Origin of the sequence: Pyrolobus fumarii 1A, from assembly GCF_000223395.1 — an archaeon.
Lineage (GTDB): Archaea > Thermoproteota > Thermoprotei_A > Sulfolobales > Pyrodictiaceae > Pyrolobus > Pyrolobus fumarii.
In genome coordinates, this window is sequence record NC_015931.1 from 1,065,537 (window position 1) to 1,089,284 (window position 23,748).

A 23,748-nucleotide genomic window follows, 5' to 3' on the forward strand; every position below is an offset into this window, starting at 1 on the left:
TAGGCCGGCGCCATCGCGTGCCCAGATGCGGCTCTCACGGCTGGACTATGATCCTGATGTTCTCCGGTTTCAATGCCTCCCTGAACGCCTCCTCTATCCTCGCGAGAGGGTACCTGCCAGATATGTACTCCTTCACGGAGACTATCCCCCTCGCGATTGCATCCAGTGCCTTGCGGAACACGTGCGGGTATAGCCACGAGCCCGTGACGGTCACCTCCCTCCTAACGACTAGATCCACGAGCAACCTAGCCTCCCTACCATAGGCTCCCACCACGACGATCCTACCTCTCTTACCCACGAGCATAAGCGCATGCCTCAACGCGTCCACAGACCCCGAGGTCTCTATCACAACGTCGAACCTCCCCAGCCTCCTCTCGGCGCCATCTCCCAACGCCTCCATATCCCTGGGCGAGAGCGTCTCGTGAGCTCCGAGCCTCTCTGCGAGCCTACGCTTAGACTCCACGGGCTCCACAACAACAACCCTATCGGCGCCAGAGAGCCTGGCCAACTGTAAAGCCGAGAGACCTATAGCACCGGCACCAAAGACCAGCACGTTATCGCCTATGCCCACCCCCGCCCTCCTGACAGCGTGGAGTGCCACGGCCACCGGGACGGTGAGACAAGCCTCCTCGAGGCTGAGGCCCGCAGGGACCCTATGGACAGCGTACGCGGGTACCTTGACATACTCGGCAAGACCACCATCACTATTGACTCCGAGGACCTTCACCTGCTCGCATAGGGTGTAGAGACCCCTCCTGCAGTACACGCACTTGCCGCAGTAGAGCACCGGCTCTACCACAACCTTCTCGCCTCTCGAAACCCCCTCAACCTCATCGCCCACCTCCACTACTACACCGCTAAACTCCTGGCCCAATACGATAGGCAACCTCGTCTTCACAACACCCTTGTATATCCTGACATCGGTGCCGCTAAGCGCGCAGCTAGCCACCCTCACCAGGACGCTCCTAGAGTCCAGCTTGGGCACCTCAACCTCTCTCAAAACGATGGAGAACGGCTCCTGGAGAACAGCTATCCTCATTCTCGTCAAAACCGTGGCACCCGGGGTTTCTCACCACCCGCCAGTGGTGAACCCGGGAGAAAACGCTTCCCACGCGCCTCGAGGGTGCGGGCACCCCCTTCATTGCCCGGTGCCGGTGCTAGCCTCTCGCCACAGCCTCTCGAAGAACTCCACGTGGGCCCTCACAAGGTCCCTGTTAGTGCTGTACAGTGCAATCATCTCCCTCCCGGGGTTCAAGACTATCAGTATCTCCTCGTCATCGACTATCATCATCGACGAGTATGTGAAGGGGTACCTCCGGTAGGCTATCCCGTACCTCTCGAACACCTCGATACACTTCTCCGTCAGCTCGCCTAGGACGAGCAGCCTAACCCCCCTCCTGGCCAGATGCTCTATCGCTGGGAGACAGTTTATCACTAGGAACGGCCTATAGCCGGCCACCCTTACGCTCCTAGAGGCCCTGCCCAGTATCTCAGCCGCCTTGCTCCTAACCGCCGCCTCGCCCCTGATTATCACAGTGTCTAGGGCTCCCCTCGAAGACCCGTATGGCTCGACGCTGGCGAGCTTCTCCACTAGCGCGTCAGCCAGCCTCCTCTTCCTGTCAAGCTCCTCCCTAAACCGGGCCTCGAGGTAGCCGACGAGGTTGCTCAGCGCCAGCCTAGGCTCAACCGCCTTGTACAACTTAGGCCTCTGATGGATAACCATCACTAGGCCCTTCTCCTCGAGCGAGGATAGCACGTCATACACCCTCGTCAGTGGTATCCTCGCGGCCTCCGCTACCGTGGAGGCTGGAGCCTCCCCCAGCCTAAGGAGCGCTATGTACGCGCGCGCCTCGTACCTATTGAGCCCCAGCTCGATCAGCTCGCTTACCAGCTGCTCCTCCACGCCACGTCCACCCGCTGACGGCTTGGACCCTTCCTGCATCGGTTCTCTCGCAGCACGCCTCAGCAAGCCTATATCGCTCTCATTTCACCACTATCGAGTGGTGAAGAACGAGTGCTGTATATAGTGGACGCCCACACCCATGCTCACTTCCTACCAGACCGTGACCTAGAGCTCATGTACTTGGCTGGCGTGAGGGAGCTAGTCATTTGCAGCTTTGTCCCACTCGCCAGGCGCGCGGAGACACTCATGGATCATTTCGAGGAGATGGTCTACCTCCACAAGCAGCGCCTATCGGAGATGGGGTTCGCGGTCCACGTGTTCATAGGGATACACCCGAGGAACATCGTCGGGGGGTGGCGGAGGCTAATCCCGGTGATCGAGGAGTTCGTCTCCAAGGGGCTAGTGAACGGCATAGGCGAGGTTGGCCTAGAGATTGGAGACGCGACCGAGGTTGAGGTTCTCCGCGAGCAGCTAAGGATAGCCAGGGAGTATGGGTTGCCCGTCATCATACACACACCCAGGGACAACCGCGTATCGATCGTCAAGAGGATAGTCGAGGTTGTTAGAGAGACGCGTATAGAGCCCAGCAGGGTCGTCATAGACCACGTCAGCGACGACATAATAGATGCTGTTAACGCGGCGGGCGCGGTCCCGGGCCTCAGCATCAAACCAGGGCTATTGTCGCCCTGCGACATCGCAGAGAGGCTGGAGAGGTACGAGAACGGGGTCCTCAACAGCGACTCTATACACATAAACGATACTGATCCACTTGCGGTGCCCAGGACGGTAGCTTACCTCGAGAGGGTGCTTCAGGGCGAACACTCCGTGATCGAGAGGCTAGCGTATTCTAACGCATGCGAGTGGCTGAGAGGCAACTGAAGCGCAGGGAGCCACGCCCTGGTTGCCCTATGCCTCGCGGGCGGCGAGCGCCAAGGTGGACGTGAAGATTTGGTGATAGGATGGAGCATGGGCTCGACGGGCTCAGCCTGAAGGTCCTTCTACACCTCTACGAGTATGGCCCGGACACGCCCAAGCTGATGTGCAGGAGGCTGCTAGGCGAAAGGACCCAGCTGGACCCCGCGCTGCTGGAGCGTGTGCTGGAGGCCATCGCGGAGAAAGGCCTCGTTAAAAGGATGCAATCGAAGACCGTGCCGAAGAACACGGCGACCTCCAGCATAAAGCCCTGGATCAAGGTGAGGGTGAAGAGCAGCGAGGTGAGGAGACACGGCCAGTACTACGAGTTGGCCAGGGAGGGCGAGAAGCTCGCCAAGAGGGTTAGAGACCTGCTAAGGAGCATGGCAGGCGGCGAGGGTGTACAGCCCCACGTGCTACTATCACTGAGCCCACTCCACACGTACATCCTGCTACACCTTAGGATGACTTGCACCGACTACGCCAAGTCCATAGCGAGGACGGTGAAGATGCCGATTGAGGATGTCGTGCTGACGCTCGATAGGCTCGAGGAGCTGGGGCTCATAGAGAGGGTGCACGGCTCCGCCCTGAAACGCACCGAAGCCAAGCTCAAGCTAAGCCACGAGGTGAGGAAACACCACACGTACTACAAGCTCTCCAGGAGCGGAGAGATGCTCGTAAGAAGCGTGAAGAGACACGGCCTCATCGAGAAATGGCTAGCGCTCATAACCGGGCACAGCAAGGCACACCAGCTGCTACAGTTCCTAAGCGAAGCCGAACACGAGCACATAGTGGCGATAGCCCAGGCCCTCTCGCTACAACTCGAAGAGGCACAGAGGCTCATAGACAAGCTCATAGAGCTGGGACTAGTAGCCGAGACGAAACCAAAAGTGCTGAAGATGAAGCATAGGAGAGCCAAGCCCAAGAAGGAGACCAGATGCCTACACAGGTACTACAGGCTCACCCGGCTAGCAGAGCTCCTCATAAGATACTCGACACGAGCAAGAGAAGACTAGCAACCCCCGCTGTACTACGCAGCGCCACAGCCCATGCTAGCACTCAGAGCATGCTACGATAGAGGTGGGCGAGGCTGGTGTTCTGTCCAGTCAAGGCTATTGTTGGTGATATGGGGTTAGGCTGGGGTGTAGCTTGGGGAGGAGCCCGCTTGTCTCTACAGTTGCGATATAGTCTATGCCGTAGGTCTTCGCTACCACTATGCTCGTGGAGTCTGTGAAGCTGAGGCCGGGGTAGTGGCTCTTGTAGACGCGCCACGCCTCGAGCACGATGTCGAGCGTTACGGGGATTATATGGAGGATTCTCTTCTCGAGGAGCAGCTCTCCTAGCTTCAGCCCCGCGTCGCCCGGTAGGCGTGCAGCCGCGTAGGATAGCACCTCATCGATTATGTAGTCGGTCGTGTAGGGCGGCCCCCACCTGCCCTCCAACACCTCCCGCATGAGCCTCGACGCCCACCGGTGGTGCCTATCCCTCTTGTTGAACGAGGCTATGATGAAACCCGTGTCTAGGAGGATGCTCAAGAGTATAGCACCCGGTCTACCTCCTCGGAGGCGTCCTCCGGGCCCTCGAAGCTATACTCGCGGAGCAGCTCCTCAGCCTCCTCCCCCCGAAGCGGCCTCCAGCCGCCCATCAGCTCGGCTATCAGCTCGCCTCGACGCCTCGCAGCGAGCCTCACTGCCGCCGCGAGTATATCCTGGAGGTTGAACTTCACGCCGGTCTCGAGGAGCAGCCTTGCCTGCAGCTCCTCGAGAACCCTCTTCGCCGCCGCGTCTATCTTCACGCTCACATACGACATCGGCTCCACCCGGTGGAATACTCTACTATGGACACCCTCATAAAAGCAGGCTTGTGCACCAAGTAACTGGGAGCAACGCATCACGTGAGGAGCGGTTTTCAACGAGTTTTGTCGTGATAGCTGGGTTCGTTAGGAGCAGCCTCAACTAGAACCCGTTTTATGCAACCTAGGAGGCTCTACTTGCGTCCACTCGTCTACCAGCAGACAAGAGATGCGCATAGTATGCTAGTCCTAAGCCCCTATCATGCAAATCCCGTAGATAAGGTCGGTGAGGCTAAGGTCGCGGAGCGAGTTTACCGCTAGAGGGTATAGAGGCTTTAATATCGTTGTAAAGCGGTGAGCCCCATGGAACGCCCGGCAGTGATCCCGTCACACCTGCCGCTAGGAAAGCTCTGAGACCTCGGGCTCGACAGGAGCCCTAGGCGGTAAGCTTCTACTGCGTTGCGTAGCTCAGGGTCGGGCCCCGTGAGGAGAGCCCCGAGAAACGTGTGCATATAGCTGTGGAGGGGATAGTGTAGTCCGAGCACTAGTACCGCCAGAGGCTCTATATCGAGGATTACATTCGCAGCTATGAGGGTTGGGGCGTGGATAAAACGCCTCTCGAGGGTAATCCAATGGCTGGCGCTAAGCCGAGATGATAGAGCGTAAACGGCAACCCCCGGAGAGTTCCTACACTCACTCAATGATTATGCATGTCGGGGAAAGAGTTGCTCGAGGCCAGGCATGCCAGCCCTAGGTGTACTTGTTGCCGTCAGAGTATAGGCCCGTGATGGACGCCGTGTTAACCCTTGGCGATATTGTGGGCTCCCCGAAGAGCCTCCGAAGAGTATACGCTATACTACTTTCATCAATTGAGAAAACGAATTAGATGCTTGTGAGCTTGTTGTTCTCAGACTCTACGCGCCACCCGGATAAACCCCCGTGGGTGGGATGTACGGAGGTGTCTACACCTGGTGTCTCCTATAGTCGATAGGCTTGTTGAGGAGCTGAGGGCTAACCCTGAGAAGAGGGCGAAGCTAGCCAGGCTGCTAGCGCTCGACATAGCTGCGGAGGAGAGCCTGAGAACACTCCTGCTGGAGGCTCTTCTGCGTGAAGCTGTGACAAAGAGAGACCTAAAGGAGTTGGAGGATAGGATGGAGAAGAGGCTGGATGGCATAGAGAGGAGGATAGATAGTGTGGAGAGGAGGATAAAGAAGCTAGAAGAGAAGATATCATCGGTGGAGGAGAGGATAGTCTCGATCTTCAAGTGGATGATAGGCCTCCTCGTAACCATCTGGCTTACGCTACTAGCGCTACTGCTACCCGTGATCATCAAGCTAGGACTGGCAGGCTAGGACATCGAATAGTCTCAACCTCCATACTAGTAAAGCCTACTCTAAACCCCACTGCTCCATTAGGCGTAGCTCCGGGGCTGCTTCTAGCCGAGGTTGCTGGGGGTCCCAGTCCGGCTTCCGCCAGCCCCTCTGGTGAGAGGCCTGGCCCGAGACAGTGTCGAGATCGCTAGTGGCTATTTGCGTAATGATGAGAAGTACAGCTTTTGCTTTCCCGACTTTTCCCATTCTCCCTATCTGAAAGTCTCTAGGCACTCGTGTAGTTCTCTACCTCGAGGTGGGGTTGGGACTTTGACTGTTGCACCAGAGGAGGCTTGTGTTCTGGCCTCCGGGTCTCGGGGTCACACCACAGCGTATACTATAGCTGGGATGTTGTACAGCGGGTTGTTAATGGTAGTACTGTGACATTGGTGTACCATAGTAAGGCTGGTCAATGCTTAAGGTGTACGTTCGCTTGGAACTGCTTGGGTGTTCACGTGCGGGTGGTTGTCAGGGTTTTGAGGAAGAGGCAGGTGACGATACCGAAGGAGGTTGCCGATCTGCTGGATATACGTGAGGGCGACTATCTAGTCATGCGTGTCGAGGATGGGCGTCTGGTCGTCGAGAAGGTTGATCCTCTTGACATGCTGAGGGGGTTCCTGGCGGAGAGGAGCGGGAAGGGTCTAGCGGAGGAGATTGACCGTGAGCGTAGGTTATCCGAGAGGGAGCTCTAGGTGCTTCTACGACACGAATGTTGTAGCCGCGTATATCCTGGGTGAGGAGGGTCGGGTAGAGATCGCCGAGCGGGTCCTCCGTAGCTGCGCGGCGAGAGGCATATCGGTGATAACGTTGCATGAGCTGGCTTACATCGCCTTGAAGAGGGGCTTGAGAAGAGGCTAGGCGAGGCGATAATCCTCCTCGAGAGGGTGTTCAAGATTCACGAGTTGGCGCGGGGTGCCGCGTTGACGGCGGCTCGCATTAGACTGGAGCGTGGTGTCCCGGAGGTGGATTCGCTTATACTAGCCACGGCTGTAGAAGCTGGGTATGACACCTTCTACACGTTCGACGTTGACTTCAGGAGGCTCAACGGAGAGACTATTGGGCAGACCAAGATCGTATACCTAGGGTAGCACGCCTAGACTTATACCCTGTGTCAGTCCCGGCTGCAGCTCTCTATTCCTTGCGCTCCTAAGGTTCTTACCGCCCTTACGAGTACGGATGAAGAGTATAGGTAGCGCATGGCATATGTTTGTGTGTTGAGTAGCGGGTTAACACTCTTTGGCAGATAAGCTACACTCTTGTTGTTTCTTGAGCGTATATAGAAAGTACAACAAAAATAGCGCATAACATCGCCGCGGCCGCGTTTCTAGCTATAGGTGTCGCCGCGGGTCTAGTTGGGACCCTGCTGGGGCTTGGCGGGGGTAGCATTGTCTCGCCGCTCCTCATACTCTGTGGCGTGGAGCCCCGTGTGGCTGTACCCGCTAGCCTAGTATCCGTCGTCGCTACGAGCCTCGGTGGCATACTCCATTTGTATAGAAACGGGCTGATCCGTGTAGGGGTCGCTGTCTTCCTCGAGACTGCCTCCATGCTCGGTTTTATCGTTGGCACGTTGGTTGCGGTGCGGCTCCCCGCCAGGAGCATAGTCCTGCTGGTGGCCCTCGTGCTCCTCGTCTCCGCGTTGCTATTCGCGTCTCAACCGGTGGAGAGCGAGAGGAGGCCACCCCTGGGCCGCGTCATGTCCTACACTCTCGTGTGGCTGGCTAGCCTCGCGACTGGAGCGGTCACAGCAACCACTGGGATAGGTGGGGGCGCGCTACGCACCCCACTCCTGACGCTCCTACTCGGCCTCGGGTTGAAGGCCACGATTGCGACAAGCAGGGTGATGACCGGGGCCACGGCGGCCGTTGGCGTCATAGTCCACGGCCTCCTCGGCCACGTGGATCTGTTGGTGGTTGTCCTGCTCGCACTGGGCGCCTATATGGGTGCGGGCATAGGCACGAGGATACTCGTCCAGGCCAGACCAGCCAGCGTGAAGAGAATAGTATCCGTGATCTACGTGGCTCTCTCGTTGGCACTACTCACGCACACCCCGTGAAGCCTACGCGTTGCCCAACCACAGACAGTCGGGCGCCCGGCGCAAAGCCGTGGAGCTACAAGCACTGCAAGACGGACAAGGTTGTGGTATGCAACTCGGCCTCGGCGGGCAACCGGCGGCTGGAAGAGCATGTGAGTAGTCAAAGCGGATATGGCGTTCGTTGCCGGTACTCTCTGGGTGCTGCTGGTGACCGTGATTAACATCCCTGGGCGGCTGCCGGAGGCTATCAGGAGGAGGGGTTTCGACCCCGAGTCTTTCATCATCGAGGCTGTCGAGGAGAAGCTGGGTCTCGATCCCCGCGAGGAGCTGGAGGCTCGTGTTGCTGTAGCCGAGCATATGCTTCGGCGTGCTAGGGATGTGCTCGAGAAGGGCGATGCCGTGCAGGCTAGCGAGAAGCTCTACAAGGCGGTGGAAGAGTGCATCAAGGTGCTTGCTTGCCTCGAGGGCCTCGAAGAATGCCGTAGGGCTAGAGAGGAGGGTGGCGGGTGGTCGGGGCTCCTCGCGAGGGCGGCTTCCAGGCTCTCAAGGGTGCTTGGAGAGCAGCTGGTCATCCAGGCTTGGGAGGCGGGCTACAACCTACACGTCCACGGGTTCCACGAGCACGCGTTTGACCCCGAGGATGTGAAGCAGAGACTACCGCTCATAGAGGGACTCGTGGAGTACACGAGGAGCAGACTACGAGAGAAGAAGCGCGGCGAACCGGGGCGACGATAACGGCCACGTGCTTTTGTCGTGTTAAGCACATGCTACCATCGCTATCCGCTCTTGGGCACCTCCTACCGGATGGGTAGGGGGGATGAGCGTTGAGAATACCGTGTATGTACCGTTGAGCTTCTGGTGCAGGCCTCGGGACGGGGCTGGGGGCTACACCGGAGGCCGTTGAGCGCCTATAGAATGGGCCCAGCATGGGGCTTTGGGTTGGAGGTGGTGCGGCGGCCGGGATTTGAACCCGGGACTACCGGCTTGGAAGGCCGGCGTCCTAGTCCAGGCTAGACGACCGCCGCGCTCTCCGGGTTCTCCACACTCCCGGTTGGAGTGTTTTAAGCGGAGCGGGGTTGTGTTTCGCACTGGGCGGTTGAGGAGTAAGAGGGTCTCTGATTGTAAACCGGTGGTGATGAGCGGAAACGGGCCGACGCCCTCCCTCGTCCTACGCGCGGTGGTAGCCTGCGCCGAGGGCCTCTAGTACCGCCTCGAGTATTGCTTCGCTGGCCGATGGGTGTGGGTGTGTGACGCCTGCGACGTCCCGTAGCGTCAGGCCCCTCTCGATTATGAGGGTGGCTTCGGCTGCTAGCTCGGAGGCGTGTGGGCCGGCGAGCCTCACGTAGACTATCCTGCCGTTGTCTGTGCGGTAGCCTATCTCGGCGTAGACTAGTTGCGCGGGGTGTCCTCGTATCCTCGCTGGCGCGGCGAAACCCCAGTAGTAGCGTATGCTCCTAACGCCCTCCCCATCCTCCAGCGTGACGTCGACAAGCTCCGGGTCGGTGTAGATAACCTGGGGGTAGACTCTGGGTCTCCTCCACCAGCCCCAGCCGAGGATATCCGCGGCGACGGTCAGAGACTCCATTAGCGCCTTGTGCGCCAGGAAGGGTGGGCCCGCTGCGTCGCCAACCAGGTAGACGTTGGGGTTGCCCCGGAGGCGTAGCTTCTCGTCGCGCTCTAGCCTCGCGCCGAGCGTGTTCTGCACCGCGTCTAGCCTCGGCCTCCTACCGATGAGCACGAGCGCAGCGTCATACTCTCTGCACTCGCCACCCGCACACACAACCACGTGGTCGTCGCGGCATTTTACCCTGCTCACGGGGGTGGATACGCGGGTCTCCACCCTCTCGCGCCGCAGCATCCTCGAGGCTATCCTGGAGAGGCTCTCGGGCAGCCCCGGCAAGAGCCTCTCGAGAGCCTCGAATATCGTTACGCTCGCGCCTAGCCTAGCCAGCGCGAGGCTTATCTCGACGCCTGCGACGCCCCCACCGATAACCGCTATGTGATCCGCGCCGTCGGGGAGCCCCCTCGAGAACAATCCGCGATTATCGAGTATCCTCTCGCACCTCTCGGCCCACGAGGGCCACGCGGGCTGAGAGCCCGTCGCGACGAGGACACGCCTAGCCTCGAAGACCCTATCCCCGGCCTCTACGCGGCAGCGGTTAGCGTCACAACCGCGTAGCACGGCGTGTTCGCGTACGACGTTAACGCCTACCCTCGAGAGTAGAGCCTCGAGTCCGCCTCGCTCCTCGCTCGCAGACCTGATGGCAAAGTCCAGGGCCTTATGGAGAGCCCCCTCGGGGAGCCCTCCCACAATACCCAAGCGTCTAGCCTCGTGAGCGACCAGGGCATAGTGGAGGAGGGCCTTGGAGGGTATGCAGCCGTAGTTCGCGCACTCGCCTCCGAGGAACACCTCCTCGAAGAGCACGACCTTCAATCCAGCCTTGGCGGCCGTTACGGCCGCCGGGTAGCCCCCGATACCGCCACCCATCACGGCCAGGTCGTACACGGCGCTCAAACGACTCTGCACCCCACACGCCGCGCCCTGCCGCCACGAAGCCGGGTATAGAACGGTGCGCGGCGCTGGACGCCCCCAGGGCGTGTATAGGCGTGCTACTGGCCGTCGTGTTGGCTGGTGGGGCGGCCACCAGGCTACCCGGGAAGCTAGCGACGGTCGCGAAGCACGGCGAGAAGCTGCTACGCCACGTGGTGCGGGTGGCGAGCCTTGTAGCCGACGAGGTTGTGGTCGTTGCGCGGGGCTACGACCCCCGCTGGGGGCTGCACAGGTACGTCACCGTCTACGACGACCCGTTCTTCTACGGTAAGTGCGCGGGGCCGCTGGCTGGCATACTCTCGGCGCTGGGAGAGTCCCGGGCCTGGAGGGTGCTCGTGCTCAGCGGCGACTATGGACTAGTCACGCCGATGGTTATCGAGGCGCTGGTGGAGGCACACCGTGGGCGCGATACAGCTACGATACTCTGGTGTAATGGGCTCATAGAGCCACTCCTAACAGTCACGAGCCGCTCGACGCTCGAGAGGGTCAAGACGCTCTGCAGGACAAGCCCAGGGTTGAAACCGCGGCCAACGCTGGTACACCGGCTGGCCGAGACGCTGCTCCTCCTGCCAATCAGCCACCTGGCGGTTGATCCCGTCCTCCTCGCGAGTATAAACACGCCGTGGGATCTGGTCACGCCGCGGCCGAAGGCCAGAGCAGCGTGTAGGATGGAGCCCCGTGTCCACAAGCCGCCGTTAGCAAGCCTGCCCTTCGGGAGGCTCGGGGAGCCGAATGTGCTCCTGGCGGAGGCGAGGTACTGGCTCGAGCACAACGTTAACCACCTGGCACTGCACGCTGCTCTCGACGCGGAGGCTCTCGGGGCGACGGGGGCTGAGGCCCTAGCCAGAGAGGCTAGGGGGAGGCTGGGGTTGGAGAGGCTACACCAGGGTAGCGTGGCTCGCAAGGGACACTAGCGAAATACGGGCCTGGCCTCGTAACCTGCAACGGGGGCTGTGAAGACCTGAGGGCACCCTGACTGGTGACGAAGCCCACACCAGCGGCCCACGCGGAGCCCCCTAACCCCTCACACGTATACACTCGGGTGGTACACGAGGCGCCATGTAGACAGTCTTCCCGGCCTTGTAGACCGGTACCCCGCGCCTAGCGAGGCACTCCGTGTCAACCTCTAGTATCACGACGTCTGGGCCGTGGCGCCTGCCGGTCTCGTAGGCGTCCCTCGGATCAACCGTCATGTGGACCATCCTCCTCTTCATGGGTAGCAGCCCCTGCCTCATTATCGAGGGGAGGTTGCGCCTAACCGTACCGTGGTAGAGGATGCGGGGCGGGTTGGGGTCCGGCTCCAACCGGTAGACGACTTGTATGCTGTGCCCGTACCTGGCTCGTATCCGGTCGCCGTGCACCTCGAAGCGGCCCTTGGGGTCTAGCGCGGCGAGCGCCAGTATATGCTCCCTAGTCACCCACTGGTAGGCCTCGCGGTTCCTCCAGCACCTTCGTATCCCGCGGACAAGCTCGTCCAGCTGTACCCACCCCTCCTCGTCCGGCTCGAGGCAAGCCTCCCACGGGCCGTGGCGTAGGAGGAACGAGACTAGCTTCGATAGCCGGAGCCTCTGCTCGCCCGTCATCAGCAGGCTTGCTGGCCGCCCGCAGTGCACCGGCTCCTCGGTGTAGGCGCCGCAGACGCTACACTTGTACACGGGCTTCAAGGCCTAGGCGCCCCCGAGGAGCGCCAGGACAACCGCCGCGACTATCGCTGTTAGTAGCGCTGCATGCAGGAAACCGGCCTCGGTGAACCTCGCGGAGATCTTACCCGCCACCATGCCCATCATGAAGCTGTTCACGAGCACAGCCATCGAGAATATCGTGGCAGCCTGCCAGAACTGCTCCGGCGTGAAGCCCGCGAGGCCGCCAAGCGCCTCCTGGGGTGCAGCGGTGAGCGTCTGCACCGTGAACTGCAGCACCATCACCGTGGCGACAGCCGTCAGTATGGCGCCGAAGTATGGCATGAAGACGTAGGGCCTCGTCCTCCTCTTGAGATCCACCTCCAGCTCCGCGAGGACGGACGTGAACCTCGCGAGCGTATCGAGGGTTATCGGGCTACCACCGCCAACATCGATAGCATCCACGAGGAACGTCAAGATCATGACCGTGAACCAGTCTTTGACTCGCTTCAACACCGCCTCGGTGCTCTTGCGGAGCGGAAACCCCCAGGCGACCCTAGCGGCTATCTGGCGCACGATCCACGTGAACCTACCATAATCCCTCCTCGCGACGTACACTAGGCTCCTCTCGGGTGAGAGGCCGGTCTTCCTAACCTCAGCGAGGTCGCGTAGGAAGCTAGCGAGGCTATGCTCTAGGCCCTTGGCGCCCCTGGTCTCCGAGAGGAACGCTACCGCCGTTGGCACCGCCACAGCCTCGAGGGAGACCAGCGTAGCCACCAGGGTCAACATGAACGTCTTCTTGTCGTAGTTCCCGGCCATTATGTTGCCGAGCACGCCGGTGACAGCCGTGAGCAGGAAGAAGAGCACGAGAGCTAAGGGTATGCTAGCCAGGACGACCCTCTTGGACTTCTCTAGCTTGATGCCGCTAGGTGGCAACATCTTACCAATAACGACTAGCGTCGCGAGGCTCACGAGAGGCAGGACTATGAACGAGAAGAGGATGAAGCTGATGAGCGCCTGGGGCCCGCCTCCCCCTATGCCAAGCAAGCTACCAGCCGCGAAGAACACGTAGAAGCCTATCGAGCCTATCACAGCGAAGATTATGTAGGCCTCTGCGAACGTAGCTATCCTCTCCGCGACGACGCGTATAGCGTTGATCCTGGCCTCGAAGAGCGTCGTCGTCTTAGCCTCCAGGTAGTGTACGATATCGCCGCCTGTCCTTATCACCGAGACCCAGCCGAGCATAAAGTCCTTGAACAGCCTGTTAGGGTGCCTTGCAGCCACATACTCGATAGCCGAGAGGATGTCGCGTCCGAAGAACCTAACCTCCCTCATTATCCTCCTAGCTTCGTTCCTCATCGCGAAGAACACCTTAGACTCGGCCATCTTCTCGATGATCTTGCCTATCGATATCCCGCCCCTAGCCAGGGTGGTCATGTAGGTGGCCGCGAAGGGCAGCTCGTACTCCACTCTCCTTGAGCGCTCGCCGGCCTTGCTCTGGGGGTACATCAGGCCCATGAGGAACGTGTACACCGGGATCATCGCGAGGACTATCGCGATTATCAGCTTAGCGGGTAGGGGTAGAGGCAGGTAGATCACCGGGAGTAGGGCGAGCAGAACAGCCACAATAGCGAGGTAGGTAACGAATATCACGCGCGCGCCGTACACAGCTGGGTGTACGTTCAAACCAGCCTCGGCCAGAAGCCTCTCAAGCTCGAACGTCCTCGCGAGCCTAGCGCCAAGGTCGCCAAAAGCGCTGAAAGCAATGGCGTCAAACTTCTCGGTGAAGGAGAGGGGTCTCGAAGGCGTGAGGTCTATCAAGCCGGGCGGTGCGGGCTGCCCCGCGCTTCTCTCTTCCCCACGCTTTCTCCTCGATAAGCGGAGAAACGGCAAGATACTCATCCAGGAGCTATCCCGAACAAACTAGCCCTCTCTAGGCTTTGCGTCTACTCAGAGACGAGAATCTCCGTGATAGTCACGCTTTCTGTTCTGCTCTCCTCTTGCGCCTCCTCCTAGCCAGCCTCTCTAGCTCAGCCTCCGCGCGCTTGTAGACCTCGTCGGGCCTCGAGTAGTAGCTCTGCACTATCTTCGCGACCTCCTCGACGGTGCTGACACCCCTCTCGGCCATCCACTGGAGCACCTTCGCCCTCCTCTCGAGCTCGGCTAGCATCTCTTCGTGCGTCATGCCTATCTGCATGCCTATCCTTCGCAGCATCTCGCTCTCGTGGAAGAACGTCTCGAAGGTGTCGGTGAATGCGTCCCACCTGGCGACACGCTTGTAGTTATCGTACTCTAGTATCTCGAAGACGTCGGTTATCCTCCTCTCGATCCTGCCCTGCGGGTTCTCCGGGGTGCGTATCCTCACACGCTTGATGATAATCGCGAGGTTCATGAGCGGGATGTAGCCGGGCGGGATGTTCATGGGCGGGGAGGTTAGCCTCTTCACAGCTGCTTCGACCGACTCAGCGTGGAGCGTCGTGAGGCCGCCGTGGCCGGTGGCTATAGCCTGGAAGAGGACGTAAGCCTCCTCGCCACGCACCTCACCCACGATTATCACGTCTGGCCTGTAACGCAGGCTCACCTTTACCAGGTCGAAGAGAGTAACCTCGCCTACCTTCTCGGCGCCAATGCCGTAGCTGGGCCTCGCTACTAGCTGTACCCAGTTCTCGAGGGGTATCTTGAGCTCCGGGGTATCCTCGATAGTCACCACCTTTATCGTCGGACGGAAGAGGGTGGCCAGCGCGTTGAGTGTGGTGGTCTTGCCGGAGCCGGTCACGCCCATGACCATCGCGGTTAGCTTGTTCTCCATGGCTATCCAGAGGTAGGCTGCAATCTCGGCTGTCAGCGTCTTCCTCCTAATCATCTCGGCTATGGTGACCGGCTGCTCCCTGAACTTACGGATGGTGAACGTCGAGCCTTTGGTCGAAACCTCCTTCTTGAACGTTGCTGCGAGACGGTGGCCGCCCGGTAGTATAGCGTCTAGTATCGGGAAGGCTGTGGAGATGTGCTTGCCCGAGATGTGCGCGAGCCTCAGCACGTACTCGTCGAGCTCGTCGTGCGACCGGAACACTATGTTCGTGGGGACGCTCTCATACTTACGGTGCCAGACGTACACTGGTATCCCGACGCCGTTGCAGCTGATATCCTCGATGTACGGGTCCCTCATCAGCGGGTCGATAGGCCCGAATCCGATGACGTCACGCTCGATGTAGTACATTATCTTGTGCCAGGAGACGCCCGGCACGTCGCCAAGTGATATCCGGAACTTGTGGATAACACGCCTAGCCTCCTCGCGGAGGTACTCGCGCGGATCCTCAACCTCCTCTGGCAGCTTAAGCTCCCACTGGAGCGCCTCAACGATCCTCTTGAATATCCTCCTCTCTCGCCTGGTCAACGGGAGCTCATCCACACAGTACTTGTAGCCACCCGTCTCGACGTTCCGGAGTATCACGGCGTAGGCGTACGGCTCGTAGAGGGGGTAGCGCTCGACGACCTCGTACCCCCGCTCGATGCAACCTCTCTGCTCGCTAGTAGCCCCCTCAGCCTCGACAGCCTCCGCTCTAGCCACGGCTACACCCCTACACTGTGTACACCGGACGCTCAGAACTCCCCATAGTGGCTATCGGCGGGGTAGGAAATGTCGGGAGTCGTTAGAGTTTAGGTAGGGTGTGCACCGCCAGTGTGACCGGGATTATGGTATGGCTGTTAGGCTCGCCGCGCTGATAGTAGCCACTCTAATCACGCTTATCCTCCACGTGGTTGTTGCCCACGCCCAGCTACCCCCCTACAAGCCCCCCTATATCGAGGTGCAGGTGCCGGGGCGCGTAGCCACAGAGTACTTCGACGGCGGCAAGCTCTGGGTGGTGTACGAGCAGGGCGGCGAGACGCACATAGCACTCTACACGCTGGTTGGGGGTGTGCCCGTCCAGCAGTGGGTTAGTAGTGTGCCAGGCGAGCCCATTGCAACAGCGACGACCGACGACCTTAGCCTGCTGGCCGTGGCGACCAGCGCCAAGAAGATAGTCGTGTATGATGTGAGCGGGCTGCCCATCCTCGAGATAGAGCGTGGCGTGCGCGGCAAACCGCTCTACGTCGCGCTCGCCTCGAGGAGCGGCGGCAAGGTAGATACTCTCATCGTCGTCGAGGTTGTCGGAGGCTCCTCGTACTGGGTTTACGCCTACGCCCTTGACAGGCCGGCTGCGAGGAGGGCTGAGCTCTGGCTCCCCGTACCCTCAGACCTCACGCTGGACAGGTTCAAGGTTGTCCCGGTGCGCGTGGCTGCGCGCGAGACCGCCGAGCCGGAGATAGCCGTTGTGCGCGTAGTGAACGTGGAGCTGAACTACACTGGGACGGTGGTAGAGGGTGACTATGCGCTAGTCGCCGAGGTGTATCGCGTCACGGATGCCCCCGGTGGCCTCGTCTTCGTGAAGAGCATGGCTGGCAACGTGACCCTAGGCTACGAGGTCGGCCGCGAGCCCTACACGATATCGAGTATAGACTCTGTAGTCGTCTACCGGTTCGAGGGGAGCGACACGCTATACCTGCTCGCGAGCCTAACGCTCCAGCAGGCTAGCGTCCCCGGGGTCACGAAGACCCAGCTACCAGGCAACATCTACGGCTTCGTCGTCGCTGACCTCTCGAGGAACGAGAGTATAGTCCGCTACGAGGATAGCAGCGTGGGCACCCTCGACTTCTACCCGATGGCGGGGCCCGCCAGGTCCTTCGCCGTGACAAGCGACGGCGGGATAATCGCGGTCGGCTCGAGCGACTATAACGTCTACATGTTCTTCCGTGGGGTGGACGCCTACCGGGTCCGCTACTCGATTAGCCTCGGGAGTAGCGTGACAACCGTTGACATGACCCCGATTGGCAACCTGGTGGTGGCGGGTGCCAGCAACGGCGCGCTCTACGCCTTCAACGGCGGCGACGGCGAGATCTACTGGAGTCTACCCTCCCAGAGCAGCGTCACATCAGCTACCATCACTGCCAGCTACGCGGCTTTCGGCACCGAGGGCGGCCGCGTGATAGCCTTCACCAACCCGCGCGTCAAGCTCTACTATCTCGGCGTGCAGCTCAACCTTACGAACGCCCCCGACTACGTCCTAGAGGCGACCACCAACATAACAGTCGTGGGCGTCTACCACGCGATGCTGGTTAACATTAGCGTCTCGGGCGTGACCAGCGAGCTTGTCGAGAGGCCCTTCTTTGCTCTCCTGCCGGCCGCCAACTACACGCTGATAGTCGATAACGAGGTCCTAGGCGTGGTGGTCTACAGCGTCACCCTCTCGGCCAACGTGGTCTACTGGCTGCAACCCGAGGCGTTCAAACTACCAGTCTACACGTTGACCGTGTGCCTCCTCGACACTATCACCCGGGGGCCGCCGGCGGACGCCCTCCTGAGGATAGAGCAGGTGCCCTTCCCCGGGCAGAACGAGACAAGCCTCGCCGTGTACACCCTCCCGTTCAACGAGACCGGGTGCGCCTCAGCGAGGCTACCACGCGGCTACTACACCATAGGGCTCCTCTCCTGGCGCTACCCCCCGGTGATAGAGGGGGCGCCACACACGATCAGGTTGTGGAGCGACACTCTCATCCGTGGCAACGTGACGCCCTACACGGCGAGGGTGACGGTCAGCGTCGCCACTAGCTACGGTATGCCCCTGGCGGGCGCCACGGTCACACTCTACGACCCAACCACCGGCCTAGAGTATAACGCGACGACGAGCGGCACCGGCACGGTTGTAATCGACGGCGTGGCTTACGGCGCCTATCGGGTTAGGATACACCACCCCCACATGAAGCCCTACGAGACGCGCCTCCTCGTCAACGAGAGTAGTGTCGCGCTAAGCGCCACGCTGAAACCAGAGACATACTTCGTCACGATAATGGCCGTTGATGCCGAGACTGGGGCCCCGGTGGAGGGCCTAACCATCAAGATAACCAGGGTGTTCGACGGGTACACTGTGAGCGTCACTGTCGAGAAGAGCTATTACATCGCGAGGCTCGAGTACGGCGAGTACCGTGTGGAGATAGTGAAGACGGGCTACCAGCCCTACACGGCGAGCTTCACAGCAGACCATGATATGAGGATCGAGGCCCGCCTCACGCCAATACTCTACACGGTGACAATCCAGGTGGTTGACAGCCTCTACCAGAGGAGCCTCCCCGCCCGCATAGTGGTGTTCAACCCGGAGACGGGTAGGAGGCTCGAGAGTGTAACCGCGACGGGGGTCGCGACGCTACAGCTGAGAGCCGGGAGCTACGTGCTACGCGCCTACTCGCCCTACGCCCACCCAGCCACAAAGACGTTCATCGTGCCGGGAGCCGACCGTATCGTCGTCGAGCTGGTGCCCCGCAACTTCACGGTAGTAGTGACCCCCATTGACTCCCTCGCGGATGTGCCAATAGCGCTGCTCGGGTACAACGCGAGTGGCGTAATAGAGTGTAGCGACACCGGCGAGTGGAGCATGGAGTGGGTGAACGGGAGCCTAGTAGCGACGCTACCCTACTCGAGGGGCTGTAGGGTCACCATCCAAGCCCCGTACTACAACCCGCTCGTCGAGACGATAGGCGACATTGGGGCCAACACGACGCTGAGGGTCGCGCTCGAGCCGGTGCTCTACACGCTCGTTATACGCGCTCGGAGCGAGTACGGGATACCCACGTCCTTCAACGCCACGGTGACTGGCGGGCCCCTAAACGAGAGGTTCACCGTCTCTGGGCGTGGGGAGGCGACCCTAAGGCTGAGGCCCGGCGTCTACACGGTACGCGTCACCGCCAAGTACCACGAGGCTAACGAGACGAGGGTTGTAGTCGAGGGGGACACTAGCGTAACCGTGACGCTACCCCTCCGAGTCTACACGGTAACCCTCCGCGCCATAGACTCGACGACCGGCAACCTCGTCACCGGCGCCACGGCGGTATTGACGAGAGTCGCGCCAACACAATCCAAGCCCGTCGTACTAGACCTCCGCGCCGGCACGGCGAGGATCCCGCTAACCTGGGGCACCTACAAGGTCAGGATCAGCGCACCAGGATACGCCGAGAAGACAGTGACGTTCACGGTGCCAGAGGCTACTAGCGTCGCCGTCCCACTAGACCCGCTCACATTCACGCTAAGGCTGCGAGTCGTCGACGCCCTCACCAACGAGCCCATCGGGAACGCGACGGTCATGATATTCGGTGTGCGGACCGGCACAGCAGTCAAGGCGCTAACCGACAAGACGGGTAGCCTAAAGCTAAGCCTGCGCAGCGACACCTACAGGATAGTCGTGCTGGCAGAGTACCACCTCGGCGCCGAGAGGCAGGTAACCCTCCTCAACGATACGGAGCTCACCGTCAAGCTAGAGCCCGTGAAGTACACGCTGACGCTCAGAGTGAGCGACGGCGTGACGCTCAAACCCTTCACGGGCAAGTGGTATGCGGTGTTCGAGAGGAAGGAGGGAGGCTTCAAAGAGAACATGACCTTCGAGGGCCCGGAGGCTGTGGTCCAACTCCCCTACGGCACCTATAAGGTCGTGCTAGGCGCGCCGAGGTACGACAAGAACGTGTTGAACGTGGAGCTGTACAACGATACGACCCTCAAAGCGGCGATACCCAGGAAGAGGTACACCGTTACGATAAAGGTGCTAGACGCTAGAGGCTCACCCGTCCCCAACGCGATAGTCACGCTAACCCTCACAGAGACCGGCGCCCAGCTCTACACCGGGGTGACCGGCGACGACGGCACGGTCACACCAAGCCTACCGTGGGGCACGTACAGGCTCACCATCGAGGCGGGAGGCTACCACCCATACACGACCATCGTCACGGTCAAAGAGGAGGGCCAGACGATACCAGCGATGATACGCCCAACGCTAGCCAAGATAATCCTAGACCTACTCCCAGCGATAATAATCGCAGGCGCGGTGATAGGCTCGGCAGCGTGGATAGGGATCAGGGTGCGCAGGAAACCAGTCAGCCTAGAGCTGCTAGAGGAGGAAAGCGAGTAACCCCCGCAGTCGCCACACGCCCACCATACACTTGTAGAGTCTAGCTCTGCTCTCCGCCCTCGCCATGCACCCTGTTAAGCTCCTCAATAACCCTCTTAACGATCTCGAGCGTATCGGGGGTAAGCGGAGCCTCGACAAGAACCCCATTCACCTCCAAGACCAGACGCACACCCATCCACACCACCTCCAGCCTAGAACCAGGCACGACACCATCCCCAGGCACCCACCACCGCAAGTAAATACACAAGCAGCAACACGCCACGACATATAATGAAGAGTAACACAGATAGGTTATGACGCTCTACAATCAGGAGAGAACCAGCCCCGGCTAGTAAAGACCCTATAGTAGGTATGAATGTAGTTATGTATCGAAGGTGAGCAATAGGGCTTATCGCGAAGAAGATGGGTTTGAATCTACGTGTTGTCGAGTTTTTCGCTGAGCATGGAGTTGAGGAATCTTGTCGCCGAGCTAGGCTACCAACTGGAATTATTGCTCGACATTGCCGAGGTGTACGCTAGGAGGCCTGAAGACTACATACTCGGCTGGAGACAAGCTCCTTAGAGAGTTGGGTGGCAAGCCCCCGGAGAACCGGCTCCGGGAAGCTATCGAGTACATCATAAACTCCATTCAACCAAGAAGCCCATAGAATATAACGCTCGCATCCGCGCCGCTGAACCCTATCCCGCCACAGGAGGGGGTACAGACACACCCACCGGTAGACGACAGCCTTAGAAGCAGGCTAGCGGAAGGCGCGTATACATACGTACGTCAATTTCAACTGGGACAATCCCGCGGAGGAATTGACCTCAGTATTGAAGCGACTAACCTCAACTATAGCTTATGCCCTGGCGAGCTGATTTATTGCATCATGGTCGGCTATGGGTATTGGATAGTGGTCTAGGCTTAGAGTGGGACGGGAACCCGGATGTATTATCGTCGAAGCTTGTCACGCCTAGTCACAATGAGTATAGTGCAGAGGTTCACGGCTATGGTCGCTGCGAGGGGAGTTAGCCATGCTAGTATCAGCGCTATGGGGTTCTGGAGGAGGTTATACAACCATGTCACGATGACCACCCTCTACTAGGGCCTTTCCGGAAGGATAAATACGTATAGTATGTGGTTGTCGAACAACACCAGGTCGTTAAACTCTAGGTCTATACTCTCACCGCTTCTCACTATGAGTTTCTCGCCTCTCCTAAACACGACAAGATCCGTATACGCGTACATACTTGTGCCCCTCACATGCCTCTTAACCGCGAGGTACACTGGTCGTCCATCAACACGTATAACGCCTCTAGAGCCTATGCTTACCTCGCCGTAACCTAGCGGCTTGTAAACACCATCTATAACGATATGAGGGACTAGCAGTTGCGGGTTAAAAGATGCAACAATCTTCAACAGCTGGAGAGGATCAAGGCTGTTACGATACTCGGGATCCAGCACCAGCTGTGTGAACAGTTCCAAGAGGCTACTTGGAGCGGGAGCCAACGAGAGCGCCTTGGCGAACTCTTTTGGGTCGCGTGGCGGGCTTAACCCGGTAACCAAGTAGTAGTATATGCCGGCAAGGCTGTAGAGATCGCAGCCAGAGCCGGGGGTCTCGCCGCCGAGAGCCTCTGGGCACGTATACCCTGGTGTTCCTGCCGCGAAGCCCGCAGCGTCAAAAGGTCGTGCAACACCAAAGTCGATGAACACCATGCCACGCTTGGGAACTGGTATAACGTTACCCGGCTTTAGGTCGCAATGAGCAAAACCACGGCCGTGGATATGGACTAGCGATGCGAGTGTATAGAAGACGGCTGTGACAGCCTTAAGGGGGTTCAAGCGGCCGACGGCGTTAAGGCTCTTGTAGGGTATGTACTCTATCGCAACGAGCTTGACATCATCTAAGTCTAGACGGGTATGCAGTCTGGGCACTATAGGCATATCGTGCAATACGCTCAGCACTTGCGCCTCGTTAGTTATTTGGCTAGTGCCGCTCCCCCAGCCAAGCTTGACGATAACACGTTTATTCTGATACAGGGCTAGCAGAGTCATCCTGCCACGAGAGTTCTTTAGCAACCTGAGAGGCTGGAAGCCTAGAGTCGATAGCCTTGACTCTATATCCCCTGGCATCATGGTGTACTCCCAGCTGTTAAGAAGCGTGTTGTGATGCTCGTCTTTAACCCTATGGAAGCTCAACTATAATGACTGTGGCGTCGTCCGGTGGGCTGCCTCCGCTTCCCGACAGCAGCCTTCTCAGGATACGCTCTGCTGTCTCGTGGGGGTCCCTGGTCTCTGACACTATGCGCGATAACTCCTCGTCATGCACATAATTATGGATGCCATCGCTAACAAGTAGTATTCTAGCGGGTCTATTCACCTTATGGTAGGAGTAGTAAGGTTCTGCTCGCCTATCCTGTAAGCTTGAAACGACATTGGTGACCACGTTGGGATTCATGGGGTCTACGTGATCCTGCGTCAATAGCTTGAGCTTATTATTGGCATCGTGTATGTATAGACGTGTGTTACCAACGTGTACAAGGAATACGTAATCACATAGTATCAGTGTACCTGTCAGCGTGGTTGCAGCGTAGATGGGTACACCCAGTGTCCTAGAGTACTCGGCCAGCTTGGCTTTGAGAGTCTCATCTGCCCCCTGAACACTTTGCATCAAGACGCCGCTGACAGCGATCGATATGTCTCTGAGTCTTCTCTCTAGTGCGTCACACGTTCTGGTCTTGCTATGCGCCTCCACCATACCAAGGATTTGGGGGAGTGAGAAAGTCACTGTGTTTAGAAAGTAGTCAATGACGGCCTTGGATGCTAGTGCGCCTAGACCGCCACCCGATACACCGTCAGCTATAGCAGCGATAACATACTCTATCTTGTCTCTCCCGATGTCAATGCGGCCAAGTTCACATCTCGCCTCATCTTCGTTCCAGTAGTGCCTGGCACCGCGAATGCTCTTAATTATACAGCGGGCTGTGCTGCGTGACGCAACGCTGCGTCTAACAGCCATTAGTGTAAGTGTACTCGTCGCTAGTGTAACCCAGGGTAGTGCGAGTGCAGCTGTCTCCAGGAGCATCGACATCACGCTACTCCACCTCATGAGAGGTAGACCTCGTTACCTGTCTGGTCTAGTGTCATACGAAGCCCGAGCTCATCGAGACCCTCTTGGAGCAGCTTGAGTATATTACTTACATTCTTGAAGCCGTATCTCTCCTTCACCTCGTTGAGATCAAGCCTACCTCTAAGCACTAGCTCCCCTATGAGCCTCTCACGTATATGCTCCTCGACAGCCTTAGCTTCGTTCTCAAATATCTTCGCGAGTATCTTGATAGCGAATATAAGCGCTAATAGCGTGACAAGAGGCACCACAGCCTCATTCACGTACGCCTTTATGCCGGTCATTACGTCATTTGCTCTGGTCAACACGTCCAGCTTCACAATAGCATTATAAGCTAGCATTATAGTGAATAAAGCCTTTAATCCTATAGCAAGATACCCAAGAAACTTGCCAAGTACCGAGATAATACCATAGTATCTTGCTATGGGCACAACCGGGCGCTGAACACTCTCCGCTATGCTCAACCACCGC

At 59.0% G+C, this 23,748-nt stretch carries 25 protein-coding genes and 1 tRNA gene; 12 read left to right on the top strand and 14 right to left on the bottom strand.

Going from position 1 to position 23,748, the window contains the following annotated elements; genetic code table 11:
* Positions 1 to 34 precede the first annotated feature (34 nt).
* Complete coding sequence (locus PYRFU_RS09980) at positions 35 to 1,039, bottom strand: zinc-dependent alcohol dehydrogenase (protein ID WP_244403907.1); 1,005 nt, start codon at positions 1,037 to 1,039, stop codon at positions 35 to 37.
* Between the two features lie 99 nt (positions 1,040 to 1,138).
* Positions 1,139 to 1,903, bottom strand: coding sequence for a TrmB family transcriptional regulator (locus PYRFU_RS09985; RefSeq protein ID WP_014026673.1), 765 nt, complete (start codon positions 1,901 to 1,903; stop codon positions 1,139 to 1,141).
* 111 nt (positions 1,904 to 2,014) lie between these two features.
* Here PYRFU_RS09985 and PYRFU_RS05640 point away from each other — a divergent pair, with 111 nt between their 5' ends.
* Together PYRFU_RS05640 and PYRFU_RS05645 are read left to right on the top strand one after the other, a co-directional pair.
* Positions 2,015 to 2,782, top strand: coding sequence for a TatD family hydrolase (locus PYRFU_RS05640; protein ID WP_048191693.1), 768 nt, complete (start codon positions 2,015 to 2,017; stop codon positions 2,780 to 2,782).
* 80 nt (positions 2,783 to 2,862) lie between these two features.
* Positions 2,863 to 3,831 (top strand): DUF2250 domain-containing protein, encoded by a 969-nt coding sequence (locus PYRFU_RS05645; protein WP_014026675.1) that lies wholly within the window; start codon positions 2,863 to 2,865, stop codon positions 3,829 to 3,831.
* Between the two features lie 96 nt (positions 3,832 to 3,927).
* On the opposite strand, the gene PYRFU_RS05650 is transcribed toward PYRFU_RS05645, so the two are convergent.
* Together PYRFU_RS05650 and PYRFU_RS05655 are read right to left on the bottom strand one after the other, a co-directional pair.
* Positions 3,928 to 4,350 carry a type II toxin-antitoxin system VapC family toxin gene (locus PYRFU_RS05650; protein ID WP_014026676.1) on the bottom strand — a complete coding sequence of 141 codons (423 nt, stop codon included), beginning with the start codon at positions 4,348 to 4,350 and terminating at the stop codon, positions 3,928 to 3,930.
* Positions 4,347 to 4,625 (bottom strand): hypothetical protein, encoded by a 279-nt coding sequence (locus PYRFU_RS05655; RefSeq protein ID WP_014026677.1) that lies wholly within the window; start codon positions 4,623 to 4,625, stop codon positions 4,347 to 4,349. Before PYRFU_RS05655 ends, PYRFU_RS05650 begins: the two co-directional genes overlap by 4 nt.
* A 745-nt stretch (positions 4,626 to 5,370) precedes the next feature.
* Here PYRFU_RS05655 and PYRFU_RS10665 point away from each other — a divergent pair.
* The 7 genes from PYRFU_RS10665 (at position 5,371) to PYRFU_RS05680 (ending at position 8,744) form a co-directional block, all read left to right on the top strand.
* Positions 5,371 to 5,493, top strand: coding sequence for a hypothetical protein (locus PYRFU_RS10665; protein ID WP_280097274.1), 123 nt, complete (start codon positions 5,371 to 5,373; stop codon positions 5,491 to 5,493).
* 85 nt (positions 5,494 to 5,578) lie between these two features.
* Positions 5,579 to 5,959 (top strand): hypothetical protein, encoded by a 381-nt coding sequence (locus PYRFU_RS05660; RefSeq protein ID WP_014026679.1) that lies wholly within the window; start codon positions 5,579 to 5,581, stop codon positions 5,957 to 5,959.
* A gap of 473 nt (positions 5,960 to 6,432) precedes the next feature.
* Positions 6,433 to 6,669, top strand: coding sequence for an AbrB/MazE/SpoVT family DNA-binding domain-containing protein (locus PYRFU_RS10450; RefSeq protein ID WP_167827853.1), 237 nt, complete (start codon positions 6,433 to 6,435; stop codon positions 6,667 to 6,669).
* Positions 6,638 to 6,835, top strand: a complete 198-nt coding sequence (locus tag PYRFU_RS10715) for a PIN domain-containing protein (RefSeq protein ID WP_014026682.1) — start codon at positions 6,638 to 6,640, stop codon at positions 6,833 to 6,835. Before PYRFU_RS10450 ends, PYRFU_RS10715 begins: the two co-directional genes overlap by 32 nt.
* Positions 6,836 to 6,846: 11 nt before the next feature.
* Positions 6,847 to 7,065, top strand: coding sequence for a PIN domain-containing protein (locus tag PYRFU_RS10720; RefSeq protein ID WP_341871675.1), 219 nt, complete (start codon positions 6,847 to 6,849; stop codon positions 7,063 to 7,065).
* Positions 7,066 to 7,307: 242 nt separating this feature from the next.
* Entirely contained in the window at positions 7,308 to 8,030 is a 723-nt protein-coding gene (locus PYRFU_RS09990) for a sulfite exporter TauE/SafE family protein (RefSeq protein WP_280097285.1), read from the top strand.
* Between the two features lie 177 nt (positions 8,031 to 8,207).
* Positions 8,208 to 8,744, top strand: a complete 537-nt coding sequence (locus tag PYRFU_RS05680) for a PaREP1 family protein (RefSeq protein ID WP_244403827.1) — start codon at positions 8,208 to 8,210, stop codon at positions 8,742 to 8,744.
* A 211-nt stretch (positions 8,745 to 8,955) separates the two neighbouring features.
* On the opposite strand, the gene PYRFU_RS05685 is transcribed toward PYRFU_RS05680, so the two are convergent.
* Both PYRFU_RS05685 and PYRFU_RS05690 read right to left on the bottom strand, forming a co-directional pair.
* A tRNA-Gly gene (locus PYRFU_RS05685) sits at positions 8,956 to 9,034 on the bottom strand.
* A 143-nt stretch (positions 9,035 to 9,177) separates the two neighbouring features.
* Positions 9,178 to 10,515: a dihydrolipoyl dehydrogenase family protein gene (locus PYRFU_RS05690; RefSeq protein WP_244403910.1), complete on the bottom strand. Its 1,338-nt coding sequence runs from the start codon at positions 10,513 to 10,515 to the stop codon at positions 9,178 to 9,180.
* 101 nt (positions 10,516 to 10,616) lie between these two features.
* Here PYRFU_RS05690 and mobA point away from each other — a divergent pair, with 101 nt between their 5' ends.
* Positions 10,617 to 11,474 carry a molybdenum cofactor guanylyltransferase gene (gene mobA / locus PYRFU_RS05695; protein WP_014026687.1) on the top strand — a complete coding sequence of 286 codons (858 nt, stop codon included), beginning with the start codon at positions 10,617 to 10,619 and terminating at the stop codon, positions 11,472 to 11,474.
* Positions 11,475 to 11,576: 102 nt separating this feature from the next.
* Here mobA and PYRFU_RS05700 read toward each other — a convergent pair whose 3' ends face one another.
* The 3 genes from PYRFU_RS05700 to PYRFU_RS05710 all read right to left on the bottom strand — a co-directional run bounded on the left by PYRFU_RS05700 (position 11,577) and on the right by PYRFU_RS05710 (position 15,747).
* On the bottom strand, positions 11,577 to 12,146 hold the full coding sequence (locus PYRFU_RS05700) for an RNA 2'-phosphotransferase (RefSeq protein ID WP_048192515.1): 570 nt from the start codon (positions 12,144 to 12,146) through the stop codon (positions 11,577 to 11,579).
* Positions 12,147 to 12,227: 81 nt separating this feature from the next.
* Entirely contained in the window at positions 12,228 to 14,072 is a 1,845-nt protein-coding gene (locus tag PYRFU_RS05705) for a type II secretion system F family protein (RefSeq protein WP_014026689.1), read from the bottom strand.
* Positions 14,073 to 14,154: 82 nt separating this feature from the next.
* Positions 14,155 to 15,747: a type II/IV secretion system ATPase subunit gene (locus tag PYRFU_RS05710; RefSeq protein WP_014026690.1), complete on the bottom strand. Its 1,593-nt coding sequence runs from the start codon at positions 15,745 to 15,747 to the stop codon at positions 14,155 to 14,157.
* A 130-nt stretch (positions 15,748 to 15,877) separates the two neighbouring features.
* On the opposite strand from PYRFU_RS05710, the gene PYRFU_RS05715 reads away from it, so the two are divergent.
* Entirely contained in the window at positions 15,878 to 20,170 is a 4,293-nt protein-coding gene (locus tag PYRFU_RS05715) for a carboxypeptidase regulatory-like domain-containing protein (protein WP_014026691.1), read from the top strand.
* Positions 20,171 to 20,210: 40 nt separating this feature from the next.
* Here PYRFU_RS05715 and PYRFU_RS10455 read toward each other — a convergent pair whose 3' ends face one another.
* On the bottom strand, positions 20,211 to 20,393 hold the full coding sequence (locus tag PYRFU_RS10455) for a hypothetical protein (RefSeq protein ID WP_167827854.1): 183 nt from the start codon (positions 20,391 to 20,393) through the stop codon (positions 20,211 to 20,213).
* Positions 20,394 to 20,588: 195 nt separating this feature from the next.
* Here PYRFU_RS10455 and PYRFU_RS10460 point away from each other — a divergent pair, with 195 nt between their 5' ends.
* Complete coding sequence (locus tag PYRFU_RS10460) at positions 20,589 to 20,732, top strand: hypothetical protein (RefSeq protein WP_167827855.1); 144 nt, start codon at positions 20,589 to 20,591, stop codon at positions 20,730 to 20,732.
* Between the two features lie 369 nt (positions 20,733 to 21,101).
* Here the strand turns inward: PYRFU_RS10460 and PYRFU_RS10670 are convergent, their stop codons facing one another.
* The 4 genes from PYRFU_RS10670 to PYRFU_RS05730 are packed head-to-tail and all read right to left on the bottom strand — an operon-like array spanning position 21,102 to position 23,741.
* Positions 21,102 to 21,236 (bottom strand): hypothetical protein, encoded by a 135-nt coding sequence (locus tag PYRFU_RS10670; RefSeq protein WP_014026694.1) that lies wholly within the window; start codon positions 21,234 to 21,236, stop codon positions 21,102 to 21,104.
* 15 nt (positions 21,237 to 21,251) lie between these two features.
* Positions 21,252 to 22,349: a protein kinase domain-containing protein gene (locus tag PYRFU_RS05720; protein WP_014026695.1), complete on the bottom strand. Its 1,098-nt coding sequence runs from the start codon at positions 22,347 to 22,349 to the stop codon at positions 21,252 to 21,254.
* Entirely contained in the window at positions 22,336 to 23,259 is a 924-nt protein-coding gene (locus tag PYRFU_RS05725) for a PP2C family protein-serine/threonine phosphatase (protein ID WP_048191699.1), read from the bottom strand. Before PYRFU_RS05725 ends, PYRFU_RS05720 begins: the two co-directional genes overlap by 14 nt.
* Positions 23,256 to 23,741 (bottom strand): hypothetical protein, encoded by a 486-nt coding sequence (locus PYRFU_RS05730; protein ID WP_014026697.1) that lies wholly within the window; start codon positions 23,739 to 23,741, stop codon positions 23,256 to 23,258. The genes PYRFU_RS05725 and PYRFU_RS05730 overlap by 4 nt, the downstream gene beginning before the upstream one ends.
* Positions 23,742 to 23,748: the final 7 nt, after the last annotated feature.